The following is a 15,594-nucleotide window of genomic DNA, read 5'->3' on the forward strand; positions in this document are numbered from 1 at the left end:
AAATGAAATCCAGACTTTGTATCATAGTATGTCTTTTGATAAATATATTTTCCTCTGCACAGAAAGGAGGAAAATATAAGCTGTGGTACGATAAACCCGCCAGGCAATGGGTGGAAGCGTTACCTCTCGGAAACGGAAGGCTTGCGGCCATGGTTTACGGAGATCCATCTGAAGAAAAACTTCAGCTGAATGAAAGCTCATTCTGGTCAGGCGGACCATCCCGTAACGATAATCCTGACGGTCCGAAAGTACTGGATTCCATCAGATATTATTTATTTAACGGAAATTACAAGCGCGCTCAGATTCTTGCAGACAAGGGTTTGACAGCGAAAACCCTTCACGGTTCGGCCTATCAGAACATCGGTGATTTTACCCTTGATTTTAAAAATATTAATGATGTTAAAGATTATTACAGGGAATTAGATATCGAAAAAGCAATTACCACCACAACATTTACTTCTAACGGAATTCATTTCAAAAGGGAAGTGTTCGCTTCAATTCCTGATAATCTTATTGTCATTAAATTAAGTTCAGATAAGAAAAATGCTTTGAATTTCACAGCCAATTTCAACAGCGAGCTTAAAAAAAATGTCAAAGCCATTGATTCCAATGCGTTACAGATGAGCGGTTTGTCGTCCACTTTAGATGGTGTTCAGGGTCAGGTTAAATTTAACGCACTCGCAAAACTCATCAATAAAGGTGGAAAAACAGCAGTTTTGAGTAATGGAATTTCGGTAAGCAATGCTGATGAAGTACTGATTCTAATTTCCATAGCGACCAATTTTACCGATTACAAAACATTAGATACAGACGAAGTTTCAAAGAGCAAGAAATATATCGAAGCATCTGAAAATAAAAGTTTTAATACTTTATATAAAAATCATCTTGTTGCCTATCAAAAATATTTCAAAAGAGTTGATTTCAATTTAGGAACTTCCGAAGCTGCAAAAAATCCGACTGATGTCAGGATTAAAAATTTTGCAACAAATTACGATCCGGAGCTTATTTCCTTATACTACCAGTTTGGTCGCTATCTTTTGATTTCGTCTTCACAACCTGGCGGACAGCCGGCGAACCTTCAGGGAATCTGGAATAATTCCAACAAACCCGCCTGGGACAGCAAATATACCGTCAACATCAACACGGAAATGAATTACTGGCCGGCGGAAAAAACCAACCTTTCCGAGATGCACGAACCGCTGATTCAGATGGTAAAAGATTTAAGCCAATCCGGAAAAGAAACAGCAAAACTAATGTACAAAAGTCGTGGTTGGGTTGCGCATCACAATACCGATATCTGGAGGATCACCGGAGTGGTAGATTTTGCCAACGCCGGAATGTGGCCGATGGGCGGAGCCTGGCTTTCCCAGCATCTTTGGGACAAATATCTGTATAGCGGAGATGTAAATTACTTAAGATCCATTTACCCGGTTCTGAAATCTGCCGCTCAATTCTATGAAGATTTTCTGATAGAAGAACCGACGCATCATTGGCTTGTTGTGAGTCCGTCAATGTCTCCCGAGAATATTCCAAACGGACACCAGGGAAGTGCATTAGCAGCCGGAAATACAATGGATAATCAATTAATGTTTGACCTTTTTACGAAGACAAAAAAAGCAGCAGAAATTCTTAATATAGACTCAGATAAAATCCCGGTTTGGAAAAACATCATTTCAAAATTACCGCCGATGCAGATCGGGAGATACGGACAATTGCAGGAGTGGATGGGAGATTGGGATAATCCGGAAGACAATCATAGGCATGTTTCGCATCTCTACGGATTGTTTCCGTCCAACCAAATCAATCCTTTTACGACACCTGAATTATTGGACGCAGCTAAAACCGTTTTAATTCATCGTGGTGATGTTTCCACAGGGTGGAGTATGGGTTGGAAAGTCAATCTCTGGGCAAAATTATTAGACGGAAATCATGCCAATAAATTAATCAAAGACCAATTAACGCTGGTAGAAAAAGACGGCTGGGGCAGCAAAGGCGGAACTTATCCGAATCTTTTCGATGCCCATCCTCCGTTTCAGATTGACGGGAATTTCGGCTGCACGTCTGGTATTACAGAAATGTTGTTACAGACGCAGAACGGTTTCATCGACATTCTTCCCGCCCTTCCTGATGAATGGAAAAACGGAGACATTTCAGGACTGAAAACCTACGGAGGATTTGAAATCAGCATCATCTGGGAAAACAATAAAGCTAAGGAAATCACCATAAAATCAAATTTAGGTGGAAATTGCCGGATAAGAGTTCCGAATGAAATTAAATCTACAGGAAATATAAAACTCAAAAAAGCAGAAGGTAAAAATCCAAATCCCTTTTTTGAAGTTCCGGAAATCAAGAAACCTTTAATATCAAAAAAAGCGGAACTAAATTCTGTCAAAATAAAAAACGATTTTATATACGATTTTCCAACGAAAGCAGGGAAGACATATATTTTAAAATTTGAATAAGAGATTCCGCTACGTAGGAGCAATATCTGTGTAGATGTATTGAATTCTAAAAATAAGGGAACTCCGTAGGAGTGATCTGATAATAGAAAAACGAATAAACGTAATTAAGCCTCTTAGAGGCGACCTGTTGATAGAAAATAATAACTAATAAAAATAAAATTATATATGAAAAAGATAACAATGAATTCCAATTTACTAAAAAACAAAACCAGCATTTTTGCAGCAGCAGCTTTACTGTCGTTGACCAGCATCTCAGCACAGACATTCACCGATTTTCAATATAAAGGAAACGACAAAATATACAATGACAACCCTCTGAAACCAGACGAATTCTATTCTCCCATTCTTCAGGGCTGTTATCCGGATCCAAGTATTACAAAGAAAGGAGAAGACTATTATCTTGTTAATTCATCTTTCTCAATGTTTCCCGGCGTTCCGATTTTCACTTCTAAAGATTTGGTGAATTGGAAACAGGTGGGTCACGTTCTCGACAGACCTTCCCAGTTGAAAGTTGAAAAAGCTGGTGTCTCAGCAGGTATTTATGCACCGGACATCAAATACAACAAATACAACGATACATTTTATATGATTACCACACAAATTGCCAGTGGAATCGGAAATATGGTCGTGAAAACCAAAGACCCTGCAAAAGGCTGGAGCGAAGTTCAGAAGCTAAATTTCGACGGTATCGACCCATCTATTTTCTTTGATGATGATGGGAAAGCTTACATCGTACACAACGACGCTCCACCAAAAGGAACCGAGCAGTATCAAGGTCACCGCGTCATCAAAATGTGGGACTACGATTTGGAAAAAGACCAGGTTGTAGCAGGTTCAGACAAAATTATCGTAAACGGCGGTGTTGACCTTTCTCAAAAACCAATTTGGATTGAAGGTCCGCATTTATACAAGTATAAAGGAAAATATTACCTGATGTGTGCGGAAGGCGGAACCGGAGGCAATCACAGCGAAGTTATTTTTATGTCAGATTCTCCGAAAGGTCCGTTTGTTCCCGCTAAAAATAATCCGATTCTGACGCAAAGATATTTCCCGAGAGACAGAAAGGAAAAAGTAGATTGGGCGGGTCACGCCGATTTGGTGGAAGGTCCAAATGGACAATGGTACGGCGTATTTTTAGCAATTCGTCCGAATGTCAATAATCGTGTAAATCACGGTAGAGAAACCTTCATTCTTCCGGTTGACTGGAGCGGAACGTATCCTGTTTTCCAAAATGGCTTGGTTCCTATGAAACCGAAATTGAAAATGCCTGAGGGAGTTCAGAATCAAACCGGACAAAACGGATTCTTCCCGAACGGGAATTTTACCTATAACGATAAATTAACCGATAAAAACCTTGATTTCCGATGGATAGCCATGCGCGGACCTCGTGAAAACTTTATCACGACTACGAAAAATGGGGTGAAAGTGAATCCTATGGAAACGAATATCAAAGCGTTGGCTCCGGTTTCATCATTATTCCACAGATTGCAGCACGAAGATTTTGAAACTTCCGTAACCTTAGATTACAAACCAAAATCTGAAAAAGAATTGGCTGGAATCACGCTCTACCAAAGCGAAACATTCAATTACGTTTTCGGAATTACAAAGAAAGACAAAGATTTCTACATCGTTTTGGAAAGAACCGAAAAAGGAACTTCAAAACTGATTGCCAGCGAAAAAATTTCACTTTCGAAGACTATTAAATTTCAGGTTAATGGAGAAAAAGATGAAATAAGCTTTAATTATTCTTTAGACAGCAAAAACTTCAAAAATCTTGGTGGATCAGTTTCTGGAGACATACTTTCAACAGATGTTGCAGGCGGTTTCACAGGAAGTTTGATTGGGTTATACAGCACATCTTCAAATGATATTGTGCCGAATTAAAAAATTAAAAGCCAAACCAAAATATTAAAACCGTGAATATTAAAAAATCATTTTATATAGTTTCTTTTTTGGGATTTATCGGGCTGAATCAACTTTCAGCCCAGATAAACCCTTTTCCCCAGAAAGTAACCGAGTTTAAAAATCCAATCATTTGGGCAGATGTTCCGGATTTATCCATTACCCAGAACGGCGATGATTTTTATCTGATAAGCACAACAATGCACCTGATGCCTGGAGCTCCGGTTATGCATTCCAGAGATTTGGTACATTGGGAAATGTCAAGCTATGTTTTTAATACATTGAATGATAATTCTAAATATGATTTAATAAACGGGAGCGTTTACGGTCGCGGACAGTGGGCATCTTCCATCCGCTATCACAAAGGAAAATATTACGTTTTGTTTTCCCCAAATGACGAGCCTTTCAAATCCTATTTTTATGTGACCGATAATCCTGAAAAAGGCAATTGGAAACTCATTACAAGAACAAGACATTTTCATGATGCGTCTTTGCTTTTCGATGATGACGATCGGGTTTACGTTTTTACTTCCAACAAAGTTTTTGAGCTAAGTCCGGATTTTAAAACCATTATCGGAAATCAAGACGGAACGGAAGTATTTCAGAAAGATGCTTCGGAAACCGGACTTTTGGAAGGTAATCAAATCATTAAGAAAGACGGTAAATATTATATGATGATGATTTCCTGGCCGAGAGGCGGAAAACGTCGTCAGGAAGTTTACAGAGCTGATAAAGTAACCGGACCTTATGAGAAAAAAGTCATTCTTGAAGACAATTTTCTTGGATTTTCCTATGCCGGACAAGGTGCTTTGATTGACGATAAAAATGGAAATTGGTATTCACTGATTTTCCAGGATAGAAATGGAGTAGGAAGGGTTCCTATTTTGCTTCCTGTGAAATGGGAAAACGACTGGCCAATTTTAGGTGACAACGGAAAAGTGCCATTGAAAGGAGAAGTTCCGTTTGCAACGTTCAAGCCGAAAAACCATTTGGTGGAAAGTGATGAATTTTCAGATAAAAAAATGAAAATCCAGTGGCAGTGGAATCATAATCCTGTCAATTCAGCTTGGTCTTTATCCGACAGGAAAGGCTTTTTAAGGTTAAAAACGAATAGAGTCGTTGATAATCTGTACCTCGCTCCAAATACACTGACACAAAGAATGGAAGGCCCGAAATCCAGTGGTATTGTTGCTTTGGATGTGAAAGGTATGAGAGATGGCGATGTTGCAGGTTTCAGTGCTTTCAACGGTGATTCCGGAATTTTGTCTGTGGTAATGGAAGATGGTAAAAAGTTTATTGTCTTTTCAACGAATGAAGTCAGTTTAGATAATAAAACTAAGGCGGTTACAGGTGTTAAAAAAGATGAAAAAAAGAGAATCCCATTAAACTCGGACAAAGTTTATTTTAAAATTGATGCCGATTTTAATCTCGGAAAAGACCTGGCCGATTTTTATTACAGCACCGACCAAAAAAACTGGACTGAAATGGCAAAAGATTACAAAATGATTTTCGATTACCGAAGATTTTTTATGGGTTCCAAGTTTGCGATTTTCAATTATGCAACCAAAAATCCGGGAGGTTTTGTAGATGTTGATTTTTTCAGAGTGAATAAAACTTCAGACCAATAAAAGCAAAAAGGTTTCTGCTTTATTCTGATTGATTTAATTTAAAGACGATTAGATATGAAAAGCTCCGTAGGAGCGAAATGTTAATAGCAAATAGTTATAAATCACAGACAAAGCCTCATAGAGGCGACCTGTTGAGTCAAAAAACCAATGATAAAATGTAAAAAAGATAAACCTTGCTGGTCTTATTTTTTTGCCTAAATTAATAAGTGTAAAAATTACAAATAATAATATATGAAAAACTCAATACTTCTCATGGTGACTTTTTTGGTGTCGGGAATGTTTGTTTCCGCTCAAAATACTGACAGACAGGCACCACAAGGTTTTGACATTGAAAACCCAACCATTCCTCACGGAAAAATTGATACGATTCAATATGTTTCAAAAACGGTCGGAACCACAAGAAAAGCTTTGGTTTACACACCGCCGGGATTCAAAAAAGGGGAAAAATATCCCGTTCTTTATCTTCTTCACGGCATTGGCGGAGATGAAAAAGAATGGTTTAACCAAGGGAAGCCGAATGTTATCTTGGACAATCTCTACGCACAGGGAAAACTGCAGCCGATGATTGTTGTTTTGCCGAATGGCCGTGCAATGAAAGATGACAGAGCAACAGGAAATATTATGGCTCCGGACAAAGTTGAAGCTTTCGCAACATTTGAAAAAGATTTGCTGAATGACCTGATTCCGTTTGTAGAGAAAAAATATCCGGTCAAAAAAGACCGTGAAAACAGAGCTTTAGCCGGTTTGTCGATGGGAGGTGGACAAACACAGAATTTTGCTTTCGGAAACATTGATAAATTTGCATGGCTGGGCGCATTTTCTTCGGCTCCCAACACCATGGAACCGACTCAGCTTCTGCCAAATCCTCAGGAAGCACTGAAAATGAAGCTTATTTTTATTTCCTGTGGCGATGCAGATGGATTAATGCCTTTCAGCAAAAGAACCAGCGATTATCTGAAAAAAAATAAAATCCCGCATATCTTCTACATTGAGCCGGGCGGTCACGATTTCAAAGTCTGGAAAAATGATTTGTACATCTTTTCACAGCTGTTATTTAAGCCTGTTGATAAAACACAATTTGACAATTTTACCGTGTTAGGAACGCCTGCTGCAACCAATATCAGGAATGCGCAGTATCCTCAAATCCTTCCCGATGGAAGAGTAATGTTCAAGGTAAAAGCACCGGAAGCGCAAAAAGTTCAGATCGATTTAGGCAAAAAATACGACCTTAAAAAAGACACCGAAGGCTTCTGGACGGGAACCACCGAGCCTCAAAGCGGAAGTTTCCATTATTATTCCTTGTTAATTGATGGAGTTGCGGTCGCAGATCCTTCAAGCCAAACCTTTTATGGAATGGGAAGATACGCCAGTGGAATCGATATTCCTTTTGACGGCGATGATTTTTATGCATTAAAAGACGTTCCGCACGGTGACATCCGCATCAAAAATTTCTATTCCAAAGTCACTAATTCTTGGAGACGGGTTTTCATTTACACGCCACCGGGTTACGACCAAAATTCTTCTGAATCTTATCCGGCATTGTATATTTTACACGGCGGAGGAGAAGATGAAAGCGGTTGGGCGAATCAGGGTAAAACCAATCTGATTTTGGATAACCTGATTGCGGAAGGTAAAGCGAAAAAGATGGTCATCGTTATGCCGGATGCCAATATCGGACAAGGCAGAATCCGAAATTTTGGCGAGCGCAATCTTCAGATGTTTGAAAGAGAACTGAAAGAATCCATCATCCCATTTGCTGAATCCAATTACAGAATTAAAAAAGGTGAAGAAAACCGCGCTTTAGCCGGACTTTCAATGGGCGGGATTTATACATTGTATGCAGGAATTCAGAATTCTGATATGTTCTCTGGTCTGGGTGTTTTCAGTTCAGGATATATGTTGCCGATGCTTCAGGACGTTGCCGATAAACAATACAAATTTTTAAATGAAAATAAATCTGCCTTTTCATCCAACGTCAAAAATTTCTGGATTTCAATGGGCGGAAAAGAAGATATCGCTTACGAAAATGGTCAGAAAATGCTGAAAGAACTGGACAAAATCGGAATTAAATATTCGTATAGGGATTATCCGGGAGGTCACAGCTGGCCGGTTTGGAGAGACAGTCTGCATCAGTTTGCACAGGAACTTTTTAAATAAATTTTAGAGTAAATAATCTAAAAATCTTAAGCTTAATTTGATTCCGTCGAACCTAAAGGCTTCTTAATGTTTTAATCCAAAATCCTATACAATGAATTTCAACAGAATAAAAATCAAAACACTTATAATCACGGTCATTATCGTGTCGGGAAATATCAATGCACAATCTTATCAGAAAACAGATTCGGGATTGAAATTTTCTACGGATAATCTGAATGTCGAATTGAAATTGTATGGAGAAAATACGATTAGAGTTATTAAATATCCCGCCGGAAAATCATTTGTCAAAAATAGTTTATCGGTCATTAAACAAGAACAGAAAACCAGATTTTCAGTTTCAGAAAGTAATCATGTTATTTCATTAAAAACAAATGATTTAAATATTTTCATTGATGCTAAAAATGGTAAGATTACTTACAAATCATCTTCAGGAAAAGAACTATTAAAGGAAACCGGAAGCGATTTCAAACCTTTTAATGATGCAGGAAACCCGACTTATTCGGTGACACAGTCATTTCAACTGGAAAAAGACGAACCCATCTACGGTTTAGGAATTTTACAGAACGGAAAAATGTCTCAGCGGAATACGGATGTAAAAATGATTCAGAATAACACCTGGGATTTTGTGCCGTTTTTTCAGTCTGTAAAAGGTTATGGAGTTTTTTGGGATAATTATTCTCCGACTCAATTTACTGATAAGCCGGACAAGACTTCGTTCTCATCGGAAGTTGGGGAAGGTGTTGATTATTATTTTATCTACGGAAAAAATGCGGATGGTGTAGTTGCCGGAATGCGAAATCTGACAGGAAAAGTGCCGATGATTCCTTTATGGACTTATGGTTATTGGCAAAGCAAAGAGCGCTACAAAAGTCAGGATGAGCTTTTGGATGTAGTTAAAAAATACCGTGATTTGAAAGTTCCTTTAGATGGAATTATTCAGGATTGGCAATACTGGGGAAACAATTATCAGTGGAATGCGATGGATTTTATCAGCCCCGATTTTCCCGATGCCAAAAAAATGATACAGGACATTCACGATATGAATGCGCATCTTTCCGTTTCCATCTGGTCGTCTTTCGGTCCGATGACGAATCCGTACCGTGAAATGGATAAAAAAGGGATGCTGTTCAATTTCAAAACCTGGCCGGAATCTGGTCGAGAAGTTTGGCCTCCAGATATGAATTATCCTTCCGGAGTTCGTGTTTACGATGCTTACAATTCCGAAGCCAGAAATATTTACTGGAAATATTTAAACAAAGGTGTTTTCAGTATTGGTGTAGATTCTTGGTGGATGGATTCTACGGAACCCGACCATCTCAGCCAAAAACCGGAAGATTTGGATACCAAAACGTACCTCGGCTCATTCCGAAAAGTGAGAAATGCGTATCCGCTGATGACAGTTGGCGGCGTTTACGACCATCAGCGTGAAACTACTAGTGATAAAAGGGTTTTTATTTTAACAAGGTCAGCTTTTGCAGGACAGCAAAGATACGCAGCTAATACTTGGTCGGGCGATGTCAATTCTTCATGGGAGTCACTGAGAAATCAGGTTCCAGCGGGATTGAATTTCAGCTTGACAGGAAACCCAAATTTCAATTCTGACATCGGTGGATTTTTCGGTGGTGTTTACAAAAGAAACGGCGGTCCACAGAACAAAATGTTCCAGGAATTGTACGTGCGTTGGTTGCAATATGGCACTTTTACACCAATGATGCGTTCTCACGGAACCGACGTGCCCAGAGAAATTTACCAATTTGGACAAAAAGGTGATTTGGTTTATGATGTGATAGAGAAATTCATCAAATTGCGTTACAGCTTGTTGCCCTACATTTATTCCGCTTCCTGGGATGTTTCAAAAAATAATTCGAGTTTTTTGAGAGCTTTGTCGATGGATTTTTCATCAGACCAAAAAACCTGGAATATCAACAATGAATACCTTTTCGGTAAATCATTTCTGGTTGCGCCTATTCTAAATGCTCAATATACCCCCGAAAAAATAGTAAAAACCGATGAAAATCAAGGTTGGGATAAAAAAGATGAAACAAAGGAAAATTCTCTTTCCAATATAGATTTCAATCAAAATAAAACCGTTAAAGTTTACCTTCCGGCAGGTTCAGATTGGTTTGATTTCTGGACGAATGAAAAATACAAAGGCGGTCAGGAAATTGAAAAATCCGTTAATCTTCAAAGCATTCCATTATATGTAAAAGCGGGAAGTATCATTCCTTTTGGTCCTGATGTACAATATGCTACCGAGAAAAAATGGGATAACCTTACGGTAAAAATCTATCAGGGGACAGATGCAGATTTCGTCTTGTATGAGGATGAATTCGATAATTATAACTACGAAAAAGGAGACTATACTGAAATCCCTTTCCACTGGAACGAAAAATCAAAAACCTTGACGATAGATTCCCGAAAAGGAAATTTTAAAGGAATGATTGATAAACGGAATTTCAATGTAATGTTTCCTGATGGTCAACAAAAATCGGTGAGTTATTCCGGGAAAAAGATAAATGTAAGTTTTAAATAATCTTAAAGCATTGACTATGAAATTTTTAAATTTAATAACGATTTTAGGATTTTTTCAGATTTCCTTCGCTCAAAATCCCATCATCCAGACAAAGTTTACAGCGGACCCTGCGCCAATGGTTTATAAAGATACCGTTTTTCTTTACACCAGCCATGATGAAGATGATGCTTTCGGATTCAAAATGAAAGACTGGTTGCTATACACTTCCACAGATATGGTCAATTGGACAGACCACGGTGTAGTGGCTTCGCTCAAGGATTTTAAATGGGTAAATACCGACAACGGTGCCTGGGCGCCACAGGTTGTTGAAAGAAAAGGAAAATTCTATATGTATTGTCCAATGCCCAACAATATGGGTATTGGGGTCTTGGTGGCGGACAGTCCGTATGGTCCTTTCACCGATCCTATTGGCAAGCCTTTAATAAAAAATTCTCTGGATGACATCGATCCCACAGTTTTAATTGACGACGACGGGCAGGCTTATCTGTACTGGGGAAATCCGAATCTTTGGTATGCTAAACTGAATGAAGATATGATATCTCTTGCCGGACCAATTACCAAAGACCCTTCGTTTGCGAAGGTCAAAGACCAGCCAGATCCTTTCAAATATCAGGAGGGACCTTGGGCGTGGAAAAGAAACGGAATCTACTATATGGCTTATGCTTCTAAATGTTGTCCGGAAGGGATTGGTTATGCAATGGCAAAATCGCCTACAGGTCCTTGGAATTATGGAGGTGTAATAATGGATGGCGACCAGAGATCCAGCGGAAATCATCCCGGTATCATAGATTTCAAAGGCAAATCTTATGTTTTCGGATTTAATCATATGCTTAGAATGCAGACGATGAGCAAACATTACGAACGTCGGTCTGTTAGTGTCACAGAAATTACCTACAATGCAGATGGAACCATTCAGAAGCTTCCTTTCTGGACTACGGATGGTGCAAAAAGAGTGGGTACTCTGAATCCTTATAAAAAAGTTGAAGCAGAAACGATGGCTTACAGCGAAGGTCTGAAAACAGAAATGGTCACAGAATGGGAACGTAATCAACCCTATAACAGAGGTAAAAAAATCACAGACCGCGTCATCGTTACCTCAATTAACAATGGTGATTATATTAAAATCCAAGGAGTAGATTTTTCTAAAGGCATAAAATCTTTGGATGTAAATGTTGCTTCTCTCTATGGAGGAAAAATAGAAGTGCGTTCAGATGCTCTTAATGGACCATTGCTGGGAGTTGTTAACGTTACAGGAAAAGGTGAGGGCGACTTATATAAAACCATTAATACACCTCTGAAAAGTGTAAAAGGAATCCACGATTTGTATTTTGTATTTAAAGGTGAAAAAGACCTTTTCTATTTTGATTGGTGGAAGTTTAATTAAATCCAAATTTTTAATAATGTTGAAGACTAAAATACTTTTAATTGCTGTAACATTTTTGCTGTCGGGAAATATTTCCAAAGCGCAATCAACCGTTTGGCTAGACCAGTTGGATTTGAGTGTGGCAACACAAGGGCACGGAAAACCGGGCATCAATACTTCGGTGGACGGAAAACCTATAACCATTGCCGGCGAAGTTTTCAAAAGAGGTTTCGGAACACACGCCGAAAGTTCTTTGTTGATTAAATTAAATGGCAAAGCAAAAAACTTTTCCGCAATGGTGGGACTGGATGATGAAATGAAAGGCCACGAACCCGCAGTGGAATTCGAGATTTATGGCGACAACAAAAAACTGTGGTCAAGCGGAATAATGCATTTGGGCGACAAAGCAAAGCTTGTTTCTGTTTTGCTGGAAGGTGTAAAACAATTAGAATTAGTCGTAACAGACGGCGGAAACGGACCTTATTATGACCACGCTGATTGGGCAGGTGCCAAATTTGAAACAGCAGAAGGTGCAAAACTGATAACATTTAATCCGATTTCATCAGTACCTTATATTTTGACACCAAAACCTGCGGCAACGCCAAAAATTAATTCAGCAGGCGTTTACGGCGTTCGTCCCGGCTCACCTTTTTTGTTCAGGGTTGCAGCAACGGGTGACAGACCGATGACTTTTACGGCGAAAAATCTTCCGAAAGGTTTAACAATAGATTCACAAACTGGAATCATCACCGGAAAAATAGATACGAAAGGAACCTATGAGGTCCTTTTATCAGCTAAAAATGCTAAAGGCTCGGTTTCAAAGAAATTAAGAATCGAAAGCGGTGACAAAATAGCTTTGACACCAACAATGGGATGGAATAGCTGGAATTGTTTCGGACACGAAGTTTCGGCCGACAAAGTGAAACGAGCTGCGGATGCTTTGATTAAAACAGGATTGGTAAACCACGGCTGGAACTACATCAACATCGATGATTCGTGGCAATTTAACAGAGACGGAAAAGACCCGTCTTTCAAAGGGAAAATGCGTGATGAAAACGGTTATATTCTGACCAATTCAAAATTTCCGGATATGAAGGGATTAACCGATTACTTTCATTCAAAAGGTTTGAAAGCAGGAATCTATTCCTCTCCCGGACCCTGGACTTGCGGCGGTTGCGCAGGAAGCTACGGCTACGAAAAGCAGGATGCCGAAAGCTACGCTAAATGGGGAATCGATTATCTGAAATACGATTGGTGCAGTTACGGAGGTGTGATTGATGGTTTGCCCGATAATGACCCAAACAAAGTTTCTTCACTCAATTTTCAGGGTGGAGGAGATTTGGATAAAGGCGTGAAACCATTTAAACTGATGGGAGATTTATTAAAAAATCAGCCTCGTGATATTGTGTATAATCTTTGTCAATACGGAATGGGCGATGTCTGGAAGTGGGGAAATGATGCGGATGCGCAATCTTGGCGAACGACCAATGACATTACCGATACCTGGGCGAGTGTTAAAAATATTGCTTTGGCTCAGGATAAAGCCGCTCCTTACGCAAAACCTGGAAACTGGAACGACCCGGATATGTTGGTGGTAGGCGTCGTAGGTTGGGGAAATCCACACCAGAGCCGATTGAAACCGGATGAACAATATTTACATATCAGTCTTTGGAGCATATTTTCAGCACCATTACTGATTGGTTGCGACCTCGAGAAACTTGATGATTTTACTTTAAATCTTTTAACGAATGATGAAGTTATCGCCGTCAATCAGGATGCTCTGGGAAAACAGGGAGTTTGTCTGCAGACCATTGGCGAATTGAAAATTTATGTAAAAGACCTTGAAGACGGCGGAAAAGCGGTGGCTTTTGCCAATTTCGGAAGGGAAAAAGTGAATATGTCTTACAAAGATTTCAGGCAGCTCGGAATTTCCAGTCGTCAAAACGTAAGAGATATCTGGAGACAGAAGGATATTGTGAAAATCAATACATCAAATCAGGCATTATCATTGGATATTCCGGCGCACGGTGTGGCTTATTATAAATTTACTTCATCAAAATAATTAAATATGATTCAATTAAAATCAAAATATATCGCTCTATCATTTTTGCTATCAGGAATTTATATTTCTGCCCAAAATCCCGTAATCCAGACTCATTTTACACCGGACCCTGCGCCGATGGTGTACAAAAATAAAATGTATGTCTACACCGGAGACGATATTCCCGGCTATGATTTTTATTATATGACGAAATGGAGAGTGTACTCGTCGGATGATATGGTCAACTGGACCGACCACGGTTCTCCGCTTTCGCTGGAATCTTTCAGCTGGGCCCGTGACAGAGCCTGGGCGGCGCAATGCATTGAAAGTAACGGCAAATTCTATTGGTACATCTGCGTTCAGACCGTGGATAATAATATGGCGATTGGCGTTGCAGTGTCAGACAGTCCGACAGGTCCGTTTAAAGATGCGCTGGGAAAACCATTGGTGACAACGGGAACCTGGGATAATATCGACCCGACGGTTTTTATTGATGATGACGGACAAGCCTATTTGTATTGGGGGAACAGCAAATTATTTTATGTGAAGCTCAACAAAGATATGGTTTCCTATGATGGAAAAATCACCGAAATTCCACAGTCGGTGGAAGCTTTTGGCGGATTGAGACGTCCCGGAAGAAGCGATGAGGTTTTGCAGAAACAGGAACAGTTTAAAGATGTTTTTGTGGAAGGACCTTGGTTCTACAAACGCAACAAGCAATATTATATGATGTACGCCGGGATGACCGACCGAACCGAATGTCTGTCTTATTCCATAAGCGATTCACCAACAGGACCGTGGAAATATCAGGGAAAAATAATGACTGGCCAGCCAACCAATAGTTTTACCAACCACGGCGGAATTATCGATTTTAAAGGGAAATCCTACCTGTTCTATCACACAGGATTATTGCCCGGCGCAGGAAGTTATGGAAGGTCAACATCTATTGAAGAATTCAAATACAATCAGGATGGCAGCGTTCCGAAAATTGCAATGACCAAAGAGGGCGTAAATCCGGTTGCAACACTCAATCCCTATAAAAGAAACGAAGCGGAAACAATAGCCTGGTCAGAGAAATGCAGCACTTCCGAAAACAAAAAGACAGGGGTTTATGTTTCCGATGCCAGAGTGGGAGGTTATATCAAAGTTCGTTCGGTAGATTTTGAAAAAGGAGCCTCTGAATTTTCAGCGTCAATTGCCGCAGGTGTTGACGGAGGAATCTTAGAAGTCAGATTAGATAAATTGGATGGAAATAAAATTGCCGAGATTGAAGTTCCGAGAACCGGAGGTTGGGAAGAATTTAAAACCCTGACATCCAAAATTTCAGAATCGGTTTCCGGCGTTCACGATGTATATTTTGTCTTTAAAGGTAAAAACATTACAGCCGGAAGAGTCCTTTTCAATTTCGACCATTGGAATTTTCAGAAAAAATAAAATGTAAGAAAAATTCCCCTCCTCTGGAGGGGTGTCAAAAATTCAAAGAATTTTTGACGGGGTGGTTAATAGCG

Annotated in this window: 8 protein-coding genes; all 8 read left to right on the forward strand. The window is 39.5% G+C overall.

All coding sequences use genetic code 11. From position 1 onward, the window contains the following. Window positions 1-2 precede the first annotated feature (2 nt). Window positions 3-2,462 carry a glycoside hydrolase family 95 protein gene (locus BLR30_RS03695; protein WP_089854952.1) on the forward strand — a complete coding sequence of 820 codons (2,460 nt, stop codon included), beginning with the start codon at window positions 3-5 and terminating at the stop codon, window positions 2,460-2,462. A gap of 165 nt (window positions 2,463-2,627) precedes the next feature. Beyond that, window positions 2,628-4,346: a glycoside hydrolase family 43 protein gene (locus BLR30_RS03700; RefSeq protein ID WP_089854955.1), complete on the forward strand. Its 1,719-nt coding sequence runs from the start codon at window positions 2,628-2,630 to the stop codon at window positions 4,344-4,346. 32 nt (window positions 4,347-4,378) lie between these two features. Beyond that, window positions 4,379-5,992 (forward strand): glycoside hydrolase family 43 protein, encoded by a 1,614-nt coding sequence (locus tag BLR30_RS03705; protein ID WP_228400696.1) that lies wholly within the window; start codon window positions 4,379-4,381, stop codon window positions 5,990-5,992. Window positions 5,993-6,223: 231 nt separating this feature from the next. Then, window positions 6,224-8,149, forward strand: coding sequence for an alpha/beta hydrolase-fold protein (locus BLR30_RS03710; protein ID WP_089854958.1), 1,926 nt, complete (start codon window positions 6,224-6,226; stop codon window positions 8,147-8,149). Window positions 8,150-8,240: 91 nt separating this feature from the next. After that, window positions 8,241-10,682: a glycoside hydrolase family 31 protein gene (locus BLR30_RS03715; protein WP_089854961.1), complete on the forward strand. Its 2,442-nt coding sequence runs from the start codon at window positions 8,241-8,243 to the stop codon at window positions 10,680-10,682. A 16-nt stretch (window positions 10,683-10,698) separates the two neighbouring features. After that, window positions 10,699-12,066, forward strand: a complete 1,368-nt coding sequence (locus tag BLR30_RS03720; RefSeq protein WP_089854964.1) for a glycoside hydrolase family 43 protein — start codon at window positions 10,699-10,701, stop codon at window positions 12,064-12,066. Window positions 12,067-12,082: 16 nt separating this feature from the next. Continuing rightward, window positions 12,083-14,107 carry an NPCBM/NEW2 domain-containing protein gene (locus tag BLR30_RS03725; protein WP_089855891.1) on the forward strand — a complete coding sequence of 675 codons (2,025 nt, stop codon included), beginning with the start codon at window positions 12,083-12,085 and terminating at the stop codon, window positions 14,105-14,107. A gap of 6 nt (window positions 14,108-14,113) precedes the next feature. Continuing rightward, on the forward strand, window positions 14,114-15,520 hold the full coding sequence (locus BLR30_RS03730) for a glycoside hydrolase family 43 protein (RefSeq protein WP_089854967.1): 1,407 nt from the start codon (window positions 14,114-14,116) through the stop codon (window positions 15,518-15,520). Window positions 15,521-15,594 lie beyond the last annotated feature (74 nt).

Origin of the sequence: Chryseobacterium taeanense, from assembly GCF_900099685.1 — a bacterium.
GTDB lineage: Bacteria > Bacteroidota > Bacteroidia > Flavobacteriales > Weeksellaceae > Chryseobacterium > Chryseobacterium taeanense.